Source organism: Streptomyces sp. NPDC006265 (assembly GCF_040613555.1).
Taxonomy (GTDB): Bacteria; Actinomycetota; Actinomycetes; order Streptomycetales; family Streptomycetaceae; genus Streptomyces.
Window position 1 is genome coordinate 1 of the sequence record NZ_JBEXSH010000105.1, and the last position, 15,875, is coordinate 15,875.

13 protein-coding genes are annotated in these 15,875 nt (G+C 71.7%); 5 read left to right on the forward strand and 8 right to left on the reverse strand.

The window, feature by feature from the left end; genetic code table 11:
• From ABZ281_RS11850 to ABZ281_RS11860, 3 genes are all read left to right on the forward strand, one after another.
• Window positions 1-1,018 (forward strand): FGGY-family carbohydrate kinase (locus tag ABZ281_RS11850; protein ID WP_356654545.1); only part of this gene is annotated, 1,018 nt, incomplete at its 5' end.
• A 111-nt stretch (window positions 1,019-1,129) separates the two neighbouring features.
• Window positions 1,130-2,863, forward strand: coding sequence for an ABC transporter ATP-binding protein (locus ABZ281_RS11855; RefSeq protein WP_356654547.1), 1,734 nt, complete (start codon window positions 1,130-1,132; stop codon window positions 2,861-2,863).
• Entirely contained in the window at window positions 2,863-4,791 is a 1,929-nt protein-coding gene (locus ABZ281_RS11860; RefSeq protein ID WP_356654549.1) for an ABC transporter ATP-binding protein, read from the forward strand. Before ABZ281_RS11855 ends, ABZ281_RS11860 begins: the two co-directional genes overlap by 1 nt.
• 129 nt (window positions 4,792-4,920) lie before the next feature.
• On the opposite strand, the gene ABZ281_RS11865 is transcribed toward ABZ281_RS11860, so the two are convergent.
• A complete protein-coding gene (locus ABZ281_RS11865; RefSeq protein ID WP_356654551.1) occupies window positions 4,921-6,216 on the reverse strand; it encodes an RNA polymerase sigma factor in 1,296 nt (431 codons plus the stop codon).
• 248 nt (window positions 6,217-6,464) lie between these two features.
• On the opposite strand from ABZ281_RS11865, the gene ABZ281_RS11870 reads away from it, so the two are divergent.
• On the forward strand, window positions 6,465-6,656 hold the full coding sequence (locus ABZ281_RS11870; RefSeq protein ID WP_356654553.1) for a hypothetical protein: 192 nt from the start codon (window positions 6,465-6,467) through the stop codon (window positions 6,654-6,656).
• 6 nt (window positions 6,657-6,662) lie between these two features.
• On the opposite strand, the gene dnaG is transcribed toward ABZ281_RS11870, so the two are convergent.
• The 4 genes from dnaG to ABZ281_RS11890 form a co-directional block, all read right to left on the reverse strand.
• The gene (dnaG, locus tag ABZ281_RS11875) at window positions 6,663-8,582 is read right to left on the reverse strand and encodes a DNA primase (protein ID WP_356654555.1); all 1,920 of its coding nucleotides are present in this window, start codon (window positions 8,580-8,582) and stop codon (window positions 6,663-6,665) included.
• 46 nt (window positions 8,583-8,628) lie between these two features.
• Entirely contained in the window at window positions 8,629-9,894 is a 1,266-nt protein-coding gene (locus ABZ281_RS11880; RefSeq protein WP_356654557.1) for an FAD-dependent oxidoreductase, read from the reverse strand.
• Window positions 9,895-10,028: 134 nt separating this feature from the next.
• Complete coding sequence (locus ABZ281_RS11885) at window positions 10,029-11,306, reverse strand: deoxyguanosinetriphosphate triphosphohydrolase (protein WP_356654559.1); 1,278 nt, start codon at window positions 11,304-11,306, stop codon at window positions 10,029-10,031.
• Between the two features lie 147 nt (window positions 11,307-11,453).
• Window positions 11,454-12,221, reverse strand: a complete 768-nt coding sequence (locus ABZ281_RS11890; RefSeq protein WP_356654561.1) for a sirohydrochlorin chelatase — start codon at window positions 12,219-12,221, stop codon at window positions 11,454-11,456.
• Window positions 12,222-12,434: 213 nt separating this feature from the next.
• On the opposite strand from ABZ281_RS11890, the gene ABZ281_RS11895 reads away from it, so the two are divergent.
• Complete coding sequence (locus ABZ281_RS11895; RefSeq protein ID WP_356654563.1) at window positions 12,435-13,133, forward strand: ElyC/SanA/YdcF family protein; 699 nt, start codon at window positions 12,435-12,437, stop codon at window positions 13,131-13,133.
• An 11-nt stretch (window positions 13,134-13,144) separates the two neighbouring features.
• Here the strand turns inward: ABZ281_RS11895 and ABZ281_RS11900 are convergent, their stop codons facing one another.
• The 3 genes from ABZ281_RS11900 to ABZ281_RS11910 form a co-directional block, all read right to left on the reverse strand.
• On the reverse strand, window positions 13,145-13,912 hold the full coding sequence (locus ABZ281_RS11900) for an enoyl-CoA hydratase-related protein (protein WP_356654565.1): 768 nt from the start codon (window positions 13,910-13,912) through the stop codon (window positions 13,145-13,147).
• Window positions 13,913-13,946: 34 nt separating this feature from the next.
• Window positions 13,947-15,203: a hypothetical protein gene (locus tag ABZ281_RS11905; RefSeq protein ID WP_356654567.1), complete on the reverse strand. Its 1,257-nt coding sequence runs from the start codon at window positions 15,201-15,203 to the stop codon at window positions 13,947-13,949.
• On the reverse strand, window positions 15,200-15,875 hold a 676-nt coding region (locus ABZ281_RS11910), incomplete at its 5' end, for an AMP-binding protein (protein WP_356654569.1). The genes ABZ281_RS11905 and ABZ281_RS11910, both read right to left, overlap by 4 nt.

A 15,875-nucleotide genomic window follows, 5' to 3' on the forward strand; every position in this document is an offset into this window, starting at 1 on the left:
GGAGAACGCCCAGCGCACCGCGGTCCTCCTCCAGGCGCACGACTGGCTGGTGTGGCAGCTGCTGGGGCGGCCGGTACGGAGAACCACCGACCGGGGCGGGGCGTCCGGCACCGGATACTGGTCGGCGGCGAGCGGCGGCTACCGGCCCGACCTCGTGGAGCTGGCGCTGGGGCACCAGGTGATGCTGCCGGAGGTGATCGGTCCGGCGGACGCGGCCGGTACGACGCCGGAGGGGCTGCTGATCTCCGTGGGAACCGGCGAGACCATGGCGGCGGCGTTCGGTCTCGGCATCGGCCTCGGCGACGCGGTGGTGTCGCTGGGTGCGTCCGGGTCCGTGATGGCCGTACACCCCGAGGCGCTGGTCGACGGGTCCGGGATGATCACCGCGCTCGCCGACGCGACGGGCATGCACCTGCCCGTCGTCACCACGCTGAACGCCGTACGGACGCTGCGCGGGGCCGCCGAGCTGCTGGGGCTGCCCGATCTGGAGAGTCTGTCCGACCTCGCGATGAAGTCGACGCCCGGGTCGCACGGGCTGGTGCTGCTGCCCTATCTGGAGGGTGAGCGGACGCCGAACCTGCCGCACACCGCCGGGACGCTCGCCGGGCTCAGGCGCGAGTCGATGAAGGCGGAGCATCTGGCGCGGGCCGCGTTCGAGGGGATGCTGTGCGGGCTCGCGGACGCGCTGGACGTGCTGCGCGGCCGGGGTGTGGAGGTACGGCGGGTGTTCCTGCTCGGGTCGGCCGCCGAACTGCCCGCCGTGCAGGCCGCGGCGCCCGCGCTGTTCGGGACGCAGGTCGTGGTGCCGCAGCCCGCGGACTACGCGGCGATCGGCGCCGCCCGCCAGGCGGCCTGGGCGCTCGGGGCGTCGCAGGGCACGCTCGACATGCGGAACCCGCCGGCCTGGCAGGGCGCGGTGGCGCAGGTGCTGGAGCCCGGGGACGAGCTGGCCGTGGGGCAGGCGGTGCGGCAGCAGTTCGTGGCGGTGCGGGAGCAGACGCACCCCGGGGCCCTCTGAAGGGTTTGACCGCCCGTTGGGTTAATTCGGTTGAGGTAACGCCGGTGGAGTGTTCGACGATAGGGGCCAGGGGCAACCACTCGCCCCGTCGTCCACTCCGAGAGAAGCAGCGTGCTCATACGACTCCTGCGGACCTGTCTCAGGCCCTACAAGAGACCCATCGCTCTCCTGGTGCTGCTGCAGTTCCTGCAGACCTGCGCCACGCTCTACCTGCCCACGCTGAACGCGGACATCATCGACCAGGGTGTCGTCAACGGCGACACCGGCTACATCCTGGGCTACGGCGGGCTGATGATCGGCATTTCGCTGGTCCAGGTCGTGTGCAACATCGGCGCCGTGTACTACGGCGCCCGTACGGCGTCGGCGCTGGGGCGGGACCTGCGGGCGTCCGTGTTCGACCGGGTGCAGTCGTTCTCCGCGCGTGAGGTCGGTCACTTCGGGGCGCCGTCGCTGATCACCCGGACGACGAACGACGTCCAGCAGGTGCAGATGCTGGCGCTGATGACGTTCACGCTGCTGGTGTCGGCGCCGATCATGTGCGTGGGCGGCATCGTGCTCGCGCTCGGTCTCGACGTGCCGCTGTCCGGGGTGCTGGTGGCGGTCGTGCCGGTGCTGGGCATCTGCGTGACGCTGATCGTGCGGCGGCTGCGGCCGCTGTTCCGGTCGATGCAGGAGCGGCTGGACTCGGTGAACCGGGTGCTGCGCGAGCAGATCACCGGCAACCGCGTGATCCGCGCCTTCGTCCGGGACGAGTACGAGCAGCAGCGCTTCCGGAAGGCCAACACCGATCTCACCGACTTCGCGCTGGGCACCGGCAACCTGCTCGCGCTGATGTTCCCGATCGTCATGACCGTGGTGAACCTGTCGTCGATCGCCGTGGTGTGGTTCGGTGCGCACCGGATCGACAGCGGCGGGATGCAGATCGGTGACCTGACGGCGTTCCTGGCCTATCTGATGCAGATCGTCATGTCCGTGATGATGGCCACCTTCATGTTCATGATGGTGCCGCGCGCGGAGGTGTGCGCCGAGCGCATCCAGGAGGTGCTGGACACCTCCTCCAGCGTCGTGCCGCCGTCCGCGCCGGTGCGGGAGCTGCGCCGGCACGGGCATCTGGAGATCCGCGGGGCGGGCTTCCGCTATCCGGGTGCCGAGGAGCCGGTGCTGCGAGCCGTCGGTCTGGTGGCCAGGCCGGGTGAGACGACCGCCGTCATCGGCTCGACCGGCAGCGGCAAGTCCACGCTGCTCGGGCTGGTCCCGCGGCTGTTCGACGTGACCGAGGGGCAGGTGCTCGTCGACGGTGTCGAGGTGGCGGAGATCGACCCGAAGCTGCTCGCGAAGACCGTCGGGATGGTGCCGCAGAAGCCGTACCTCTTCGCGGGGACCGTGGCGACCAACCTGCGCTACGGCAACCCGGACGCCACCGACGAGGAGTTGTGGCACGCGCTGGAGGTGGCGCAGGCCAAGGACTTCGTGGAGCGGCTGGAGAGCGGCCTCGACTCGCCGATCGCGCAGGGCGGGACGAACGTCTCCGGTGGTCAGCGCCAACGGCTCGCGATCGCCCGGACGTTGGTGCAGCGGCCCGAGATCTACCTCTTCGACGACTCCTTCTCCGCGCTCGACTACGCCACGGACGCCGCGCTGCGGGCCGCGCTGGGGCAGGAGACCTCCGAGGCGACCGTGGTGATCGTCGCGCAGCGGGTGGCGACCATCCGGGACGCCGACCGGATCGTCGTCCTCGACGAGGGCCGGGTCGTCGGGACCGGCCGGCACCACGAGCTGATGGCGGACAACGAGACCTACCGGGAGATCGTGCTCTCCCAGCTGACGGAAGCGGAGGCTGCCTGATGGCGGGGCCCATGGGGCGGATGATGGCCGGGGGCGGCCCCGACCAGCGCTCGCTGGACTTCAAGGGGTCGGGCAAACGGCTCGTCGCACGGTTCCGGCCGGAGCGCGCGACCATCTACGTGCTGCTGCTGTGCGTGGTGCTCAGCGTCGGCCTCAACGTCGTCGGGCCGAAGATCCTCGGCAAGGCGACCGACCTGGTCTTCGCGGGCATCGTCGGGCGCGGCATGCCGGAGGGGGCGACGAAGGAGCAGGTCCTCGACTCGATGCGGCAGCGCGGGGACGGTGACGTCGCCGACATGCTGCGCAGCACCGACTTCACCCCGGGCGAGGGCATCGACTTCACGGCCGTCGGGCATGTGCTGCTGCTGGCGCTGGGTGTGTTCACGGTGGCCGGGCTGCTGATGGCGGTGGCGACGCGGCTGGTGAACCGGGCCGTGAACCGGACCATGTTCCGGATGCGCGAGGACGTCCAGACGAAGCTGTCGCGGCTGCCGCTGTCGTACTTCGACAAGCGCCAGCGCGGTGAGGTGCTGTCCCGGGCGACCAACGACATCGACAACATCGGGCAGACGCTCCAGCAGTCGATGGGGCAGCTCATCAACTCGGTGCTGACCATCATCGGCGTGCTCGCCATGATGTTCTACGTCTCCTGGATCCTGGCGCTGGTCGCGCTGGTGACCGTGCCGCTGTCGTTCGTCGTGGCCACGCGTGTGGGCAAGCGGTCGCAGCCGCACTTCGTGCAGCAGTGGCGCTCCACGGGGCAGTTGAACGCGCACATCGAGGAGATGTACACGGGTCACACCCTGGTGAAGGTCTTCGGGCGGCAGGAGGAGTCGGCGAAGCAGTTCGCCGAGCAGAACGACGCGCTGTACGAGGCGGGGTTCAAGGCGCAGTTCAACAGCGGGGTCATGCAGCCGCTGATGATGTTCGTGTCGAACCTCAACTACGTGCTGGTCGCGGTGGTCGGCGGGCTGCGGGTGGCCTCCGGCACGCTGTCGATCGGCGATGTGCAGGCGTTCATCCAGTACTCGCGGCAGTTCTCGATGCCGCTGACGCAGGTGGCGTCCATGGCGAACCTGGTGCAGTCGGGTGTCGCCTCGGCGGAGCGGGTCTTCGAGCTGCTCGACGCTGAGGAGCAGGGTGCCGACCCGGTGCCGGGCGTGCGGCCCGAGGAACTGCGCGGGCAGGTGGCGCTGGAGCACGTGTCCTTCCGCTACGACCCCGACACGCCGCTCATCGAGGACCTGTCGCTGAAGGTCGAGCCGGGGCACACGGTCGCCATCGTCGGCCCCACGGGGGCCGGCAAGACGACCCTGGTGAACCTGCTGATGCGGTTCTACGACGTCACCGGCGGGCGCATCACCCTCGATGGCGTCGACATCGCTCGGATGTCCCGGGACGAACTGCGGGCCGGGATCGGCATGGTGCTCCAGGACACCTGGCTGTTCGGCGGCACGATCGCGGAGAACATCGCGTACGGAGCGTCCCGGAAGGTGACCCGCGGGGAGATAGAGGAGGCGGCCCGGGCCGCGCACGCGGACCGGTTCGTGCGGACGCTGCCGGACGGGTACGACACGGTGATCGACGACGAGGGGACGGGAGTCAGCGCGGGAGAGAAGCAGCTGATCACCATCGCGCGGGCGTTCCTGTCCGACCCGGTGATCCTGGTGCTGGACGAGGCGACGAGCTCGGTCGACACCCGCACGGAGGTGCTCATCCAGAAGGCCATGGCGAAACTCGCCCACGGCCGCACGTCGTTCGTCATCGCACACCGGTTGTCGACGATCCGGGACGCGGACGCGATCCTCGTGATGGAGAACGGATCGATCGTCGAGCAGGGCGCGCACGAGGAACTGCTCGCGGCCGACGGTGCCTACGCGCGGCTGTACAAGGCGCAGTTCGCGCAGGCGGTCGCCGAGGTCGACTGAGTCGCGATCCCGGTGGTGCCGGGGGGGGCGTGGGGCGGCTGCGGGTCCGGTGGGGGCCGGTCGCGCCCACGCGGCGGAGCCGCACATGGATACAGCCCCGCGCCCCTTGGGCCGGACCCGCACTCGGCATCAGTCCAGATAGCCCCTGAGCTGATCCGCGAAGGTGTGGTCCCTCAGCTTGTTGAGGGTCTTGGACTCGATCTGGCGTATCCGTTCCCGCGTCACTCCGAAGATGCGGCCTATCTCCTCCAGGGTGCGGGGGCGGCCGTCCGCCAGCCCGTAACGGAGTTGGACGACCTTCCGCTCCCGCTCCCCCAGCGTCGACAGGACCGCCTCCAGGTGCTCCCTGAGCAGCAGGAACGCCGCCGACTCCACCGGGGAGGTCGCGTCGCCGTCCTCGATCAGGTCGCCGAGGGCGACGTCGTCCTCCTCGCCCACGGGCGCGTGCAGCGACACCGGCTCCTGGGCGAGGCGCAGGACCTCGCTGACCCGCTCCGGCGGCAGCTCCAGGTGGGCCGCGACCTCCTCGGGCGTCGGCTCGTAACCGCGCTCCTGGAGCATGCGGCGCTGGACGCGGACGACCCGGTTGATGAGCTCCACGACATGGACCGGGACCCGTATTGTGCGGGCCTGGTCGGCCAGGGCGCGGGACATGGCCTGGCGGATCCACCAGGTGGCGTACGTGGAGAACTTGTAGCCGCGGGCGTAGTCGAACTTCTCGACCGCCCGGATCAGGCCGAGGTTGCCCTCCTGGACGAGGTCGAGCATGGTCAGGCCGCGGCCGACGTAGCGTTTGGCGACCGAGACGACCAGGCGCAGATTCGCCTCGATCAGGCGGCGCTTGGCCATGCGGCCCAGTACGACGAGCCGGTCCAGGTCCAGCGCGAGCTGGCTGTCCAGGTCGGGGGTGAGCCGCAGCTTCTCCTCCGCGAACAGGCCGGCCTCGACGCGGCGGGCGAGTTCGACCTCCTCGGCGGCGGTCAGCAGGGGGATGCGGCCGATCTCCCGCAGGTACTGGCGGAACAGGTCCGAGGACGGGCTGCCGGAGTCGGTACGGGCCGGGGTCGGTACGACGACCTCGGGGGGCTCGGCCGCCTCGACCGCCTCGGCGGGCGGCTCCTCCGGCTCCGGTTCCGACTCGGGGTGGTGCACGGCACGGCTCTGCGCCGGGACCGCGGACAGGGCGTCGGCCTCCGCGTCCGGCGCGGTGCCGTCGGCGCCGGGCGCGGCACCGGCGTCGGTCTGGGTGAGGGTCTGGGTCTGCACGGGCGCGACCTCCAGGATGATCGCTGCCAAGGAGTACGGCAGCGGTACTTCGGGGGCGGAGTCGGCCTCGCCGCTTTCCGTCCCGTACGCGATGAGCGGAACCGCGGGGGTCTGGGACCCGTCGGTGACGGATCGGCCGCGCTCCGAGGACTCAGGCACCGGAACCCAGTGTGGGGTAAGACACATCGTCGCCACGAGGGGCGTGCGATGACTTTTTGCTTCCGGTCCGTGACCGCGCGGTGACCCTCTCGGGAAACCCTGGTGCCTCTGCCGCCACCGATCTGGCACGATCCGCGGGTGTCCGCTTCCTCGTACGAAACGCATGTGCCGGTCCGCTGCTCCGGTACCGGCGCGGCGGAGCGGCTGGCCGGTGGGCGGCCGAGGCCGGTCTCAGACTGACGCACATCGTGCTGTCCAGGGGCCGGACGCGCGACCAGCCCATGCTCACCCTGTCGGGCTCCGCGTCGCACGCCGAGGAGTCCCGGCGGACGCGGGACGTGACGGCGCACCTGCGGGCGGACGGCTTCGACCCGGTGCGCGTGGGCGCCGAACGGCTGGTGCGGGCCGCCACCCCGGCGTTCGAGGGGACCGGGGCCTGACGCGGTCTACAGCGCTGCGGCGCCGTGTTCCCGGAGGGTCTGGTCGTACTGCTGGAGGACCCACAGTTCGTTCTGCACGGCGGCGAGCTCGGCCGGGTCGCCGTGGGTACCGAGGCGGGTGAGCCGGCCCGTGATGTCGCGGATGCGGCGCTCGACGGCCCGGCGGCGGACGGTCACCAACTGGGCGCCCGCGTACACCTCGTCGGCGCCCTTCACGCCCTTGTGCAGCATGATCGCCTCGACGGCCAGCTCCGTGACCATGGCGCGGACCGCGTCGTCCGGGGCGGCCTCGCGGACCCGGACCAGGTAGTCCTGGGGGTCGGCGACGCCCGGTTCGGCGCCGCCCGCGTCATGGATGGCCTGGCGGACGGCGGCGTAGGGCGGGGCGGTGAACTCGTCCACGCCGTACGCGTCGAAGGCCGGGGAGACCAACTCGGGGCGCTGGAGGGCGAGTTTGAGGAGCTCCCGTTCGGTGGCGAAGACGGGGTTGCGGAGGTTGAGGGCGGGGCCGCGGGAGCCGGCGGGCTGCGGCGGGCCGGCGTACTGCTGTCCCTGGTGGTGGCGCTCGGGGGCGGGGCCCTTGCCGCCGCGGTCGCGGGCCCAGCGGGCCAGCTGGGCCACGCGCTTGACCACGAACTGGGTGTCGAGGATGCCGAGCATGCCGGCGAGCTGGACGGCGACCTCGTGCTGGGCACCGCTGTTCTTGATGCGGGCGACGATCGGGGCGGCCTCGTCCAGCGCGGCCGCGCGGCCCGCCGGGGTGTCGAGGTCGTAGCGGCTCACGCTCTGGCGCAGCGCGAACTCGAAGAGCGGGGTGCGGGGTTCGACGAGGTCGGCGACGGCCTCGTCCCCCTTGGCGAGGCGCAGATCACAGGGGTCCATGCCGTCGGGGGCGATGGCGATGTACGTCTCGGCGGCGAACTTCTGGTCGTCCTCGAAGGCGCGCAGCGCGGCCTTCTGGCCGGCGGCGTCGCCGTCGAAGGTGAAGATGACCCGGGCCGAGCCGTTGTCCATGAGGAGCCGGCGAAGGATCTTGATGTGGTCCCCGCCGAAGGCGGTGCCGCAGGTGGCGATGGCGGTCGTCACACCGGCGAGGTGGCAGGCCATGACGTCCGTGTAACCCTCGACGACGACCGCGCGGGACGCCTTGGCGATGTCCTTCTTCGCCAGGTCGATGCCGTAGAGGACCTGGGACTTCTTGTAGATCGCCGTGTCGGGCGTGTTCAGGTACTTCGGGCCGTTGTCCGCCTCGTAGAGCTTGCGGGCGCCGAAGCCGACGACGTCGCCGCCGATGTCGCGGATGGGCCACATCAGGCGCCCGCGGAAGCGGTCGATGGGGCCGCGGCGGCCCTCCTGGGAGAGGCCGGAGAGGACCAGCTCCTTGTCGGTGAAGCCCTTGCCGCGCAGAAAGCGCGTGAGGTGGTCCCAGCCCTGGGGGCTGTAGCCGACGGAGAAGTGCTGGGCGGCGGCCTGGTCGAAGCCGCGCTCGGCGAGGAACTGGCGGCCGGTGTCGGCCTCCGGACTGGTGGCGAGCTGCTCCATGTACCAGTCGGCGGCGATCTTGTGGGCCTCGACCAGGCGGATCCGCTCCCCGCGCTGGTGGGAGGGGTTGTAGCCGCCCTCCTCGTAGCGCAGCGTGATGCCCGCCTGGCCGGCCAGGCGCTCGACCGCCTCCGAGAAGGTGAGGTGGTCGATCTTCATCACGAACGTGATGGTGTCGCCGCCCTCCTGGCAGCCGAAGCAGTGGAAGAACCCCTTGCTCGGGCTGACCTGGAAGGACGGCGACTTCTCGTCGTGGAAGGGGCAGAGACCCTTGAGGTTCCCGCCGCCCGCGTTGCGCAGCTGGAGGTACTCGGACACCACGGCGTCGATCGGGACCGCGTCCCGTACCGCCTTCACGTCCTCGTCGTTGATCCGTCCAGCCACGCGTGAAGTCTACGGCGGCGGGCCGGCACTCCTGACAGCCCGGCGGCTATGAGGCGAGGCTGTCCAGCGGCACGTGCGGGTCCGCCAGGGCCTCGGTGTCCACCCGGGCCTTGGAGCGGACCAGACGCTGGATCTTGTCCGTGACGTCCCACACGTTCACGTTCATCCCGGCCAGCACCCTGCCGTCCTTCACCCAGAACGCGATGAACTCGCGCTTCCCGGCGTCGCCGCGGATCACCACCTGGTCGTAGCTGCCGGCCGGCGCCCAGCCGGAGTACTCCATGCCCAGGTCGTACTGGTCGGAGAAGAAGTACGGCACCCGGTCGTACGTCACCTCGCGGCCCAGCATGGCGCGTGCGGCCGCCGGGCCGCCGTTGAGCGCGTTGGCCCAGTGCTCGACGCGCACCCGTGTGCCGAAGAGGGGGTGCGGGAAGGACACGACGTCGCCGGCCGCGTAGACGTCCGGGTCGGAGGTGCGCAGCCGCTCGTCGACGACGATGCCGCCGCCGTGGGCCCGGTCGGCGATCTCCAGTCCGGCCGCCTCCGCCAGGTGGGTGCGCGGGGCCGCGCCGATCGCAGCCAGCACGTCGTGCGCGGGGTGCTCCTCGCCGTCGTCCGTGCGGGCCGCGAGGACCATGCCGTCCTGGCCGACGATCTCCGTCAGCCGCCTGCCGAAGTGGAAGCGCACCCCGTGCTCGCGGTGCAGGTCGGCGAAGAGCCCGCCGAGCTCGGGGCCCAGCACGCCGTGCAGCGGGGTGGGCCCGTGCTCGACGACCGTGACCTCCGCGCCGTACTCGCGGGCCGCCGCGGCGACCTCCAGGCCGATCCACCCGGCTCCGGCGATGACGAGGTGGCCGTTGTCCCGGCCGAGGTTGGTCAGGACGTGTTTGAGGCGCTCGGCATGGGCGAGGCGGCGCAGGTGGTGCACGCCGGCCAGGTCCGTGCCCGGGATGTCCAGGCGGCGGGGCTCGGCGCCGGTCGCCAGGAGCAGCTTGTCGTAGCGGACGACGGTGCCGTCCTCGCCGAAGCGGACCGTCTTCGCCGTACGGTCGATCGCGTCGACGGTCTGGCCGAGGTGGAGCTCGATGTCGTGGGCCGCGTACCAGGCGGGTTCGTGCACGAAGACGCTGTCGCGTTCCTCCTTGTCGAGGAGGTAGCCCTTGGACAGCGGCGGGCGCTCGTAGGGGTGGTCGCGTTCGTCGCAGATCAGTATCACGCGGCCGGTGAAGCCCTCCGCGCGGAGCGTCTCGGCCGCCTTCGCGCCGGCCAGTCCGCCTCCGACGATGACGAATGTCTGATCCGCGTCGACCACTTGATGCCTCCTCGTCAGGGTGTCGCCACTTGCGAGCGTCCCGCACGGAGCGTGATGCGGGAAGAGGGAGTGACCCGATCAGGCCACGGAGGGTCACATTCGGGGGTGCTCGCGTCCCACCCGTCGCGTCAGTCTCATCCCTGCCCCGTCAGACGAGCGTGAAGCGAACGGGCGGACGTGTCGGTGAGCGAGGCGATGTGGTCCACGATCACCCGCTTGCGCGCCCGGTCGTCCGCCGCCTGGTCGAACAGGGAGCGGAACTGGGGGTCCAGGCCGTCCGGGGCGCGGACGGTGAGCGCCTCGGCCAGTTCGGCGACGACGATCCGCTGGTCGGCGCGCAGCCGCTCCTGCTCGGCGCGCTGCATGACGTAGAGGTCGGCGACGGCCTTGAGGACGGCGCACTCCATCCGGGCCCCGCGCGGGACGACCAGCTCGGCGGCGTACCGGGTGAGCCGCCCCGCCCCGTAGGCGGTGCGGGTCGCGGTCTCGGCGGCCAGGCAGAAGCGGCCGATGAGCTGGCTGGTGGCGTCCTTCAGACGGGCCTGGGCGACGGCGGTGCCGTCGTAGCCGTGCGGCCACCACTCCTGGGCGAGGAGCCGGTCCAGGGCCTCGGCGAGCTCGGCGGGGTTGGTGTCGGCGGGCACGTACCGGCCGCGGGCGACCTGGAAGACGTCCCGGCGTTCGGGCTCGGCCTGCAGGCAGTTCGGGTCGATGTGGCCGGCGTGCAGGCCGTCCTCCACGTCGTGCACGGAGTAGGCCACGTCGTCGGACCAGTCCATGACCTGCGCCTCGAAGCAGGTGCGGGTGCCGGGGGCGTCCTTGCGGAGCCAGTCGAAGACCGGGCGGTCGTCCTCGTAGACGCCGAACTTGGGCGAGGCCGGGTCGGTGGGGTGGGCGCCGCGGGGCCAGGGGTACTTGGTGGCGGCGTCGAGGGCGGCGCGGGTGAGGTTGAGACCGACGGAGCCGTCCGGGGTGAATCGTTTGGGCTCGATGCGGGTGAGGAGTCTGAGGGACTGGGCGTTGCCCTCGAAGCCGCCGCAGTCCGCCGCGAACTCGTTGAGGGCCTGTTCGCCGTTGTGGCCGAAGGGTGGGTGGCCGAGGTCGTGGGAGAGACAGGCGGCTTCCACGAGGTCGGGGTCACAGCCGAGGGCCGCGCCCAGTTCGCGGCCGACCTGGGCGCATTCGAGGGAGTGGGTGAGACGGGTGCGGGGGCTGGCGTCCCAGGCGGGACCCATGGTGCCGGGCGTCACCACTTGGGTTTTGCCGGCGAGGCGTCGTAGGGCGGCGGAGTGGAGGACCCTTGCCCTGTCGCGTTGGAAGGCTGTGCGACCGGGGCGTTTGTCGGGTTCCGGGGCCCAGCGGTCGACTGACGTCGGGTCGTACGCCGGGGGGTTCTGTGCGGTGCCGTCCATGGCTCGACAGTACGGGCACGGGTTGCTGTACGCCTTTGCGTGTGCCGAGTTCGGCGGTGTGGCGTGTACGGGCTCGTCGCGCCCACGCGGCGGAGCCGCATGTCGATACAGCCCCGCGCCCCTGAGGACTCGACCCCACGCCCCGTTTCAGGCCGAGGCCAGTGCCGGTTCGGCAGCCGCTGTCCGTGCTTCCTCGTAGCGGTGGAGGACGAGCTGAGCCATCGGCGGGTGAGTGCCCAGGGGGGCCGCCGCTATCCAGGGGGCCTTCTGGGCGCACTCCGTGGCGAAGCGGCCGGGGGCCGTGAAGTAGGAGGCCAGGGCGATCTTGTGGCGGCCTCGTGCGAGGAGGGTGCGGACGGCTGTTTCGACCGTCGGGGTCGCCGCGGAGGCATAGGCCGGGATGACGGGGACGCCGAGGCGGGCGGCCAGGAGGTGGGCCGTGCGGGCGGTGTCCGTCTTCGCGTCCGGGTCGCGGGAGCCCGCCGCGGCGAGGACCACCGCGCTGCTGCGGCGGGGTGTCGCGCCCCAGCCGGCCTCCAGCAGGCGGGCCTGGAGGGCGTCGACCAGGAGGGGGTGGGGGCCGAGCGGGGCCGGCTGGTGGGTGCGGGCCCGGGAGGCCGCGGCCATCTCGGGGATGTCCTGCTTGACGTGGTAGCCGCGGCTGAGGAGAAGGGGGACGAGGACCGCCTCCGTGTCTCCCAGGGCGGCGAGCGTGTCCGGGAGCAGGGGGGCGTTGAGTTCGATGTGGCCCAGGTGCACCGGCACGTCGGGGCGCAGGGCCCGGACCCGGTCGAGGAGTGCGCTCACCGTGCTCAGCGCGCGGGGGTCGCGGCTGCCGTGCGCCACGACCACGAGGGCGGGCGCGGCCGGGCGGCGCGGGGCGGGCGGCGGGACGAGGCTGAGCTGACTGGGCATGCACCGATGGTCGCGGCACCACGTTGCCTTCCCGTTGCCTGGGCGTCACGGGTGTTTTCCAGCGGTTCACGATGCGGGACAGGAGTGTGTGAGGTGGCGTGACCTGCGGTTTCGGCGAATCGAGTGAAGCTGGTCACGCGGCTGCGGATGAACCGGGCGGCCCGGGAGAACGTCCCTGACTGTCGAGAGGCCGACCTGGGGAGGGACCGTCCGATGCGTCGTGTGGGGTTTCGCAGACCACGGCTGCCGCGTACCCGACGGGGGCAGCGGCGGCTGGTGCAGGCCGTGATGGCCGGGTGTGTGCTCGCACTGCTCCCCGCGACGTGGATGTACACCGTGGCGGGTGACCGGCTGCGTACGACGGCGGATGTGCCGCGTACCGATGTGGCCGTGGTGTTCGGTGCCGGGCTGTGGGAGGGGGAGCCCTCGCCGTACCTCGCGCACCGGCTGGACGCGGCGGCGAAGCTGTACCGGGCGGGGCGGGTGGAGGTGGTGCTCGTCACCGGGGACAACAGCCGTGAGGACTACGACGAGCCGGACGCCATGCGCGTCTACCTGACCCGGCACGGGGTGCCCGACGGGCGGATCGTCAGCGACTACGCGGGGTTCGACACCTGGGACTCGTGCGTGCGCGCGAAGAAGATCTTCGGGGTGGATGAGGCCGTGCTGATCAGCCAGGGCTTCCACATCCGGCGCGCGGTGGCGCTGTGCGAGGCGGCGGGGGTCGCGTCGTACGGGGTCGGGGTGGACGCCGTGCACGACGCGACCTGGTACTACGGGGGCGCCCGGGAGATCCTCGCCTCCGGGAAGGCCGCTCTGGACGCGGTGTTCCGGCCGGATCCGCGGTTCCTCGGGCCGCGGGAGCCGGGCGTGGAGAGGGCCTTGGCGGCAGCCGAAGACCCTCTCGGATGACCGGGCCGCCGTCAGCGTCCGTGGAAGTGCGGAGGGCGTTTCTCCAGGAACGCCGTCATCCCCTCCTTCTGGTCGTCGGTGGCGAACAGGGCGTGGAAGACACGGCGTTCGAAGCGGATGCCGTCGCGCAGGCCGCTTTCCAGGGCCCGGTCGACGCACTCGCGGGCCGCCCGGACCGCCGCGCGGCCGTGGGAGGCGATCGCCGCCGCCGCTTCGAGGGCCTCGGGCAGGACCCGGTCGTCCGGGACCACGCGGGAGACGAGACCGCAGCGTCCGGCCTCCCGTGCGTCCATGGTGCGGCCGGTGAGGACCAGGTCCATGGCCGTGGCCCGGCCGACGAGCCGGGTCAGCCGCTGGGTGCCGCCGATGCCGGGGATCACGCCCAGCTTGATCTCGGGCTGGCCGAAGACCGCCGACTCCCCCGCGACGACCAGGTCGCACATCATCGCCAGCTCGCAACCGCCGCCCAGGGCATGGCCGTTGACGGCCGCGATCTTCGGGGTGCGGAGGTCCGCGAACTCCTCCCAGGCGGCGAAGTAGTCCTCGGCCGCCATGTCGACGGCCGACTTCCCGGCCATCTCCTTGATGTCGGCGCCCGCCGCGAAGACCGTGTCCGAGCCGGTGACGACGAAGCAGCCGGTCTCCGGGTCCGTGTCCAACGGACTTAGCACTTCGAGGAGTTCGGTGAGCAGTTCACTGCTGAGCGCGTTGCGGACGTGCGGGCGGTGCAGGCGCACGGTCACCACACGGCCGTGCCGTTCGACCTTCAGATGGTTCATGATCCGTCTCCTTCCGGGAGTTCACACGTGCGGGTCACGAGTCCCAGATCGCGCCGTACGCCGGGATGCCCCGCCGCTCCAGGCCGTGGACCACCTGCCAGGTCAGCTTCTTGTTGGAGATGCAGATGACCGCCTCGGCGCCGAAGTCCCGGCAGGCCTCGTGGGCGAGGCGCACCATGTCGGGCTTGCCGTGCCGGGAGGTGTCCCAGATCAGGGCGTGCGGCTGGACGGCGAGGATCTCGTCGACCAGGGCGTCGCCGTAGGTCGCCCGGGGGTCGCGGGTCGCCCAGACGAGCCGGGAGGGCACCTGGGCGGCGAGCAGGTGGGGCAGGCAGGGCCCGATACCGCTGCCGGTGGCGACGTAGACCACCTTCGTGAACAGGACCTCGATGTTGGCGACGCCCGCCGTGGTGATGCCCTTGACCCACACCTGCCGGGGCAGGTCGTCGATGAAGGAGCCGGTCCAGTCGCCGGCACGGGAGATCGTGAGCCGGAAGCCGGACTCGCCGGGGGCGGGGACGTTGGCGAAGGAGTGCCATTCCTTCAGCGGGCTGCGGCTGATCGCGGTGGAGGAGCCCGCGAAGGGGGTCTCGCCGTGGTCGAAGCGGGCCAGGACGACGTGGGAGGAGGGGCGTTCGAGGCGGACGTCCACCTTGCGCAGCCGCAGCCAGGGCAGGGCGACGCTGAAGGTGACCACCGCGAGCGTGCCGACCTCCCAGGGGCCCGGCGACGACAGCAGCGTGTGCGTCCAGAACAGGACCAGGGCCGCCCAGCCGCCGAAGCGGTGGATCTTCTCGAAGTGGTCGTGGTGGCGGGAACGGAAGGGTGGCAGTGCGGTGGCGACGACGAGCGCGAGGAGGGCGATCAGGGTCCAGCCGACGGCCCTGACGGGGCCACCGGGTGTCGTGATCGTCAGCGCCAGGAACCAGACCGTGCCCGCCAGCGCCCCACCGACGTGCAGTCCGCCGAAGTGGTAGACCTTGCCGAGCGCCCAGCGGACCCGCAGAGGCCAGGTGGCCGGCGCCGAAGTCGCCAGCCGGAACAGCAGGTTGACGACGTACTGCTGGCGTACGACGACGGCGAGGGCGAGGTTGGCGAGGGCCGCGTGCCCGAGGGCGGCGGCCTCCAGAGGCCAAAGCGCCCGGGCGAAGCTCACGTTGGCGAGGAGCACCAGGGCCGCGAGCCGGTTGTAGTGCATCAGGCGGGGGTGTTTGAGCAGGCGGCGCGGGCCGGACAGGAGCGGCGGAAGTCCGCCGGCGGCCTGCTGGTTCCGGGGCGGGGACGTGGTCATCGCGCCACCGCCACGCGCTCCTCGATCATGTGCAGCAGCGCCTGTTTGTCGACCTTGCCGCGGTCGGTCTCGGGGAGCAGGGCCAGCGGCAGGACCTGCTCGGGGACGCAGTAGTACGGCAGGGCGTCCGCGACCGCGCGGCGCGCCGCGTCCGGGTCGACGTCGGCCGGGCAGACGAAGGAGACCAGGGTGCGGGCGTCGCGTCTCAGGGTGACGGCGCGGGTGCAGCCGGCGGCCGACTCCAGGACCGAGGAGACGGAGTCCAGCTCGACGCGGAAGCCGCGCACCTTGACCTGGTCGTCGGTGCGGCCGAGGTGCTCCAGCTCGCCCCCGGGGGTCCAGCGGCCGAGGTCGCGGGTGCGGAACATGCGCCGGCCGCCGCCGAGGAACGGGTCGGGGGCGTAGCGCTCGGCGTTGAGGGCGTCGTCGCCGAGGTAGCCGGCGGAGACGCAGTCGCCGCCGGCCCACATCTCGCCCACCTCGCCGATCGGCAGGGGGCGGCGGTCGGTGTCGAGGACGTAGACCGTGTTGTTGGCGGTGGGGCGGCCGATGGTGAGCAGCGGGGCGCACGGGTCGTGGCGGCTCATCGTGTTGACGATCGTCGTCTCCGTCGGGCCGCAGCAGTTGAAGAAGGCGGCCTGCCGCGCCCACCCGTCGGCCAGCGGGCGCGGG

What these genes read in the sequence shown, in the direction of transcription:
- ABZ281_RS11895 (WP_356654563.1), top strand. Translation starts at nt 12,435, where the DNA reads ATGCGTCGTGTGGGGTTTCGCAGACCACGGCTGCCGCGTACCCGACGG.
- ABZ281_RS11900 (WP_356654565.1), bottom strand. Translation starts at nt 13,912, where the DNA reads ATGAACCATCTGAAGGTCGAACGGCACGGCCGTGTGGTGACCGTGCGC.
- ABZ281_RS11860 (WP_356654549.1), top strand. Translation starts at nt 2,863, where the DNA reads ATGGCGGGGCCCATGGGGCGGATGATGGCCGGGGGCGGCCCCGACCAG.
- ABZ281_RS11905 (WP_356654567.1), bottom strand. Translation starts at nt 15,203, where the DNA reads ATGACCACGTCCCCGCCCCGGAACCAGCAGGCCGCCGGCGGACTTCCG.
- ABZ281_RS11890 (WP_356654561.1), bottom strand. Translation starts at nt 12,221, where the DNA reads ATGCCCAGTCAGCTCAGCCTCGTCCCGCCGCCCGCCCCGCGCCGCCCG.
- ABZ281_RS11885 (WP_356654559.1), bottom strand. Translation starts at nt 11,306, where the DNA reads ATGGACGGCACCGCACAGAACCCCCCGGCGTACGACCCGACGTCAGTC.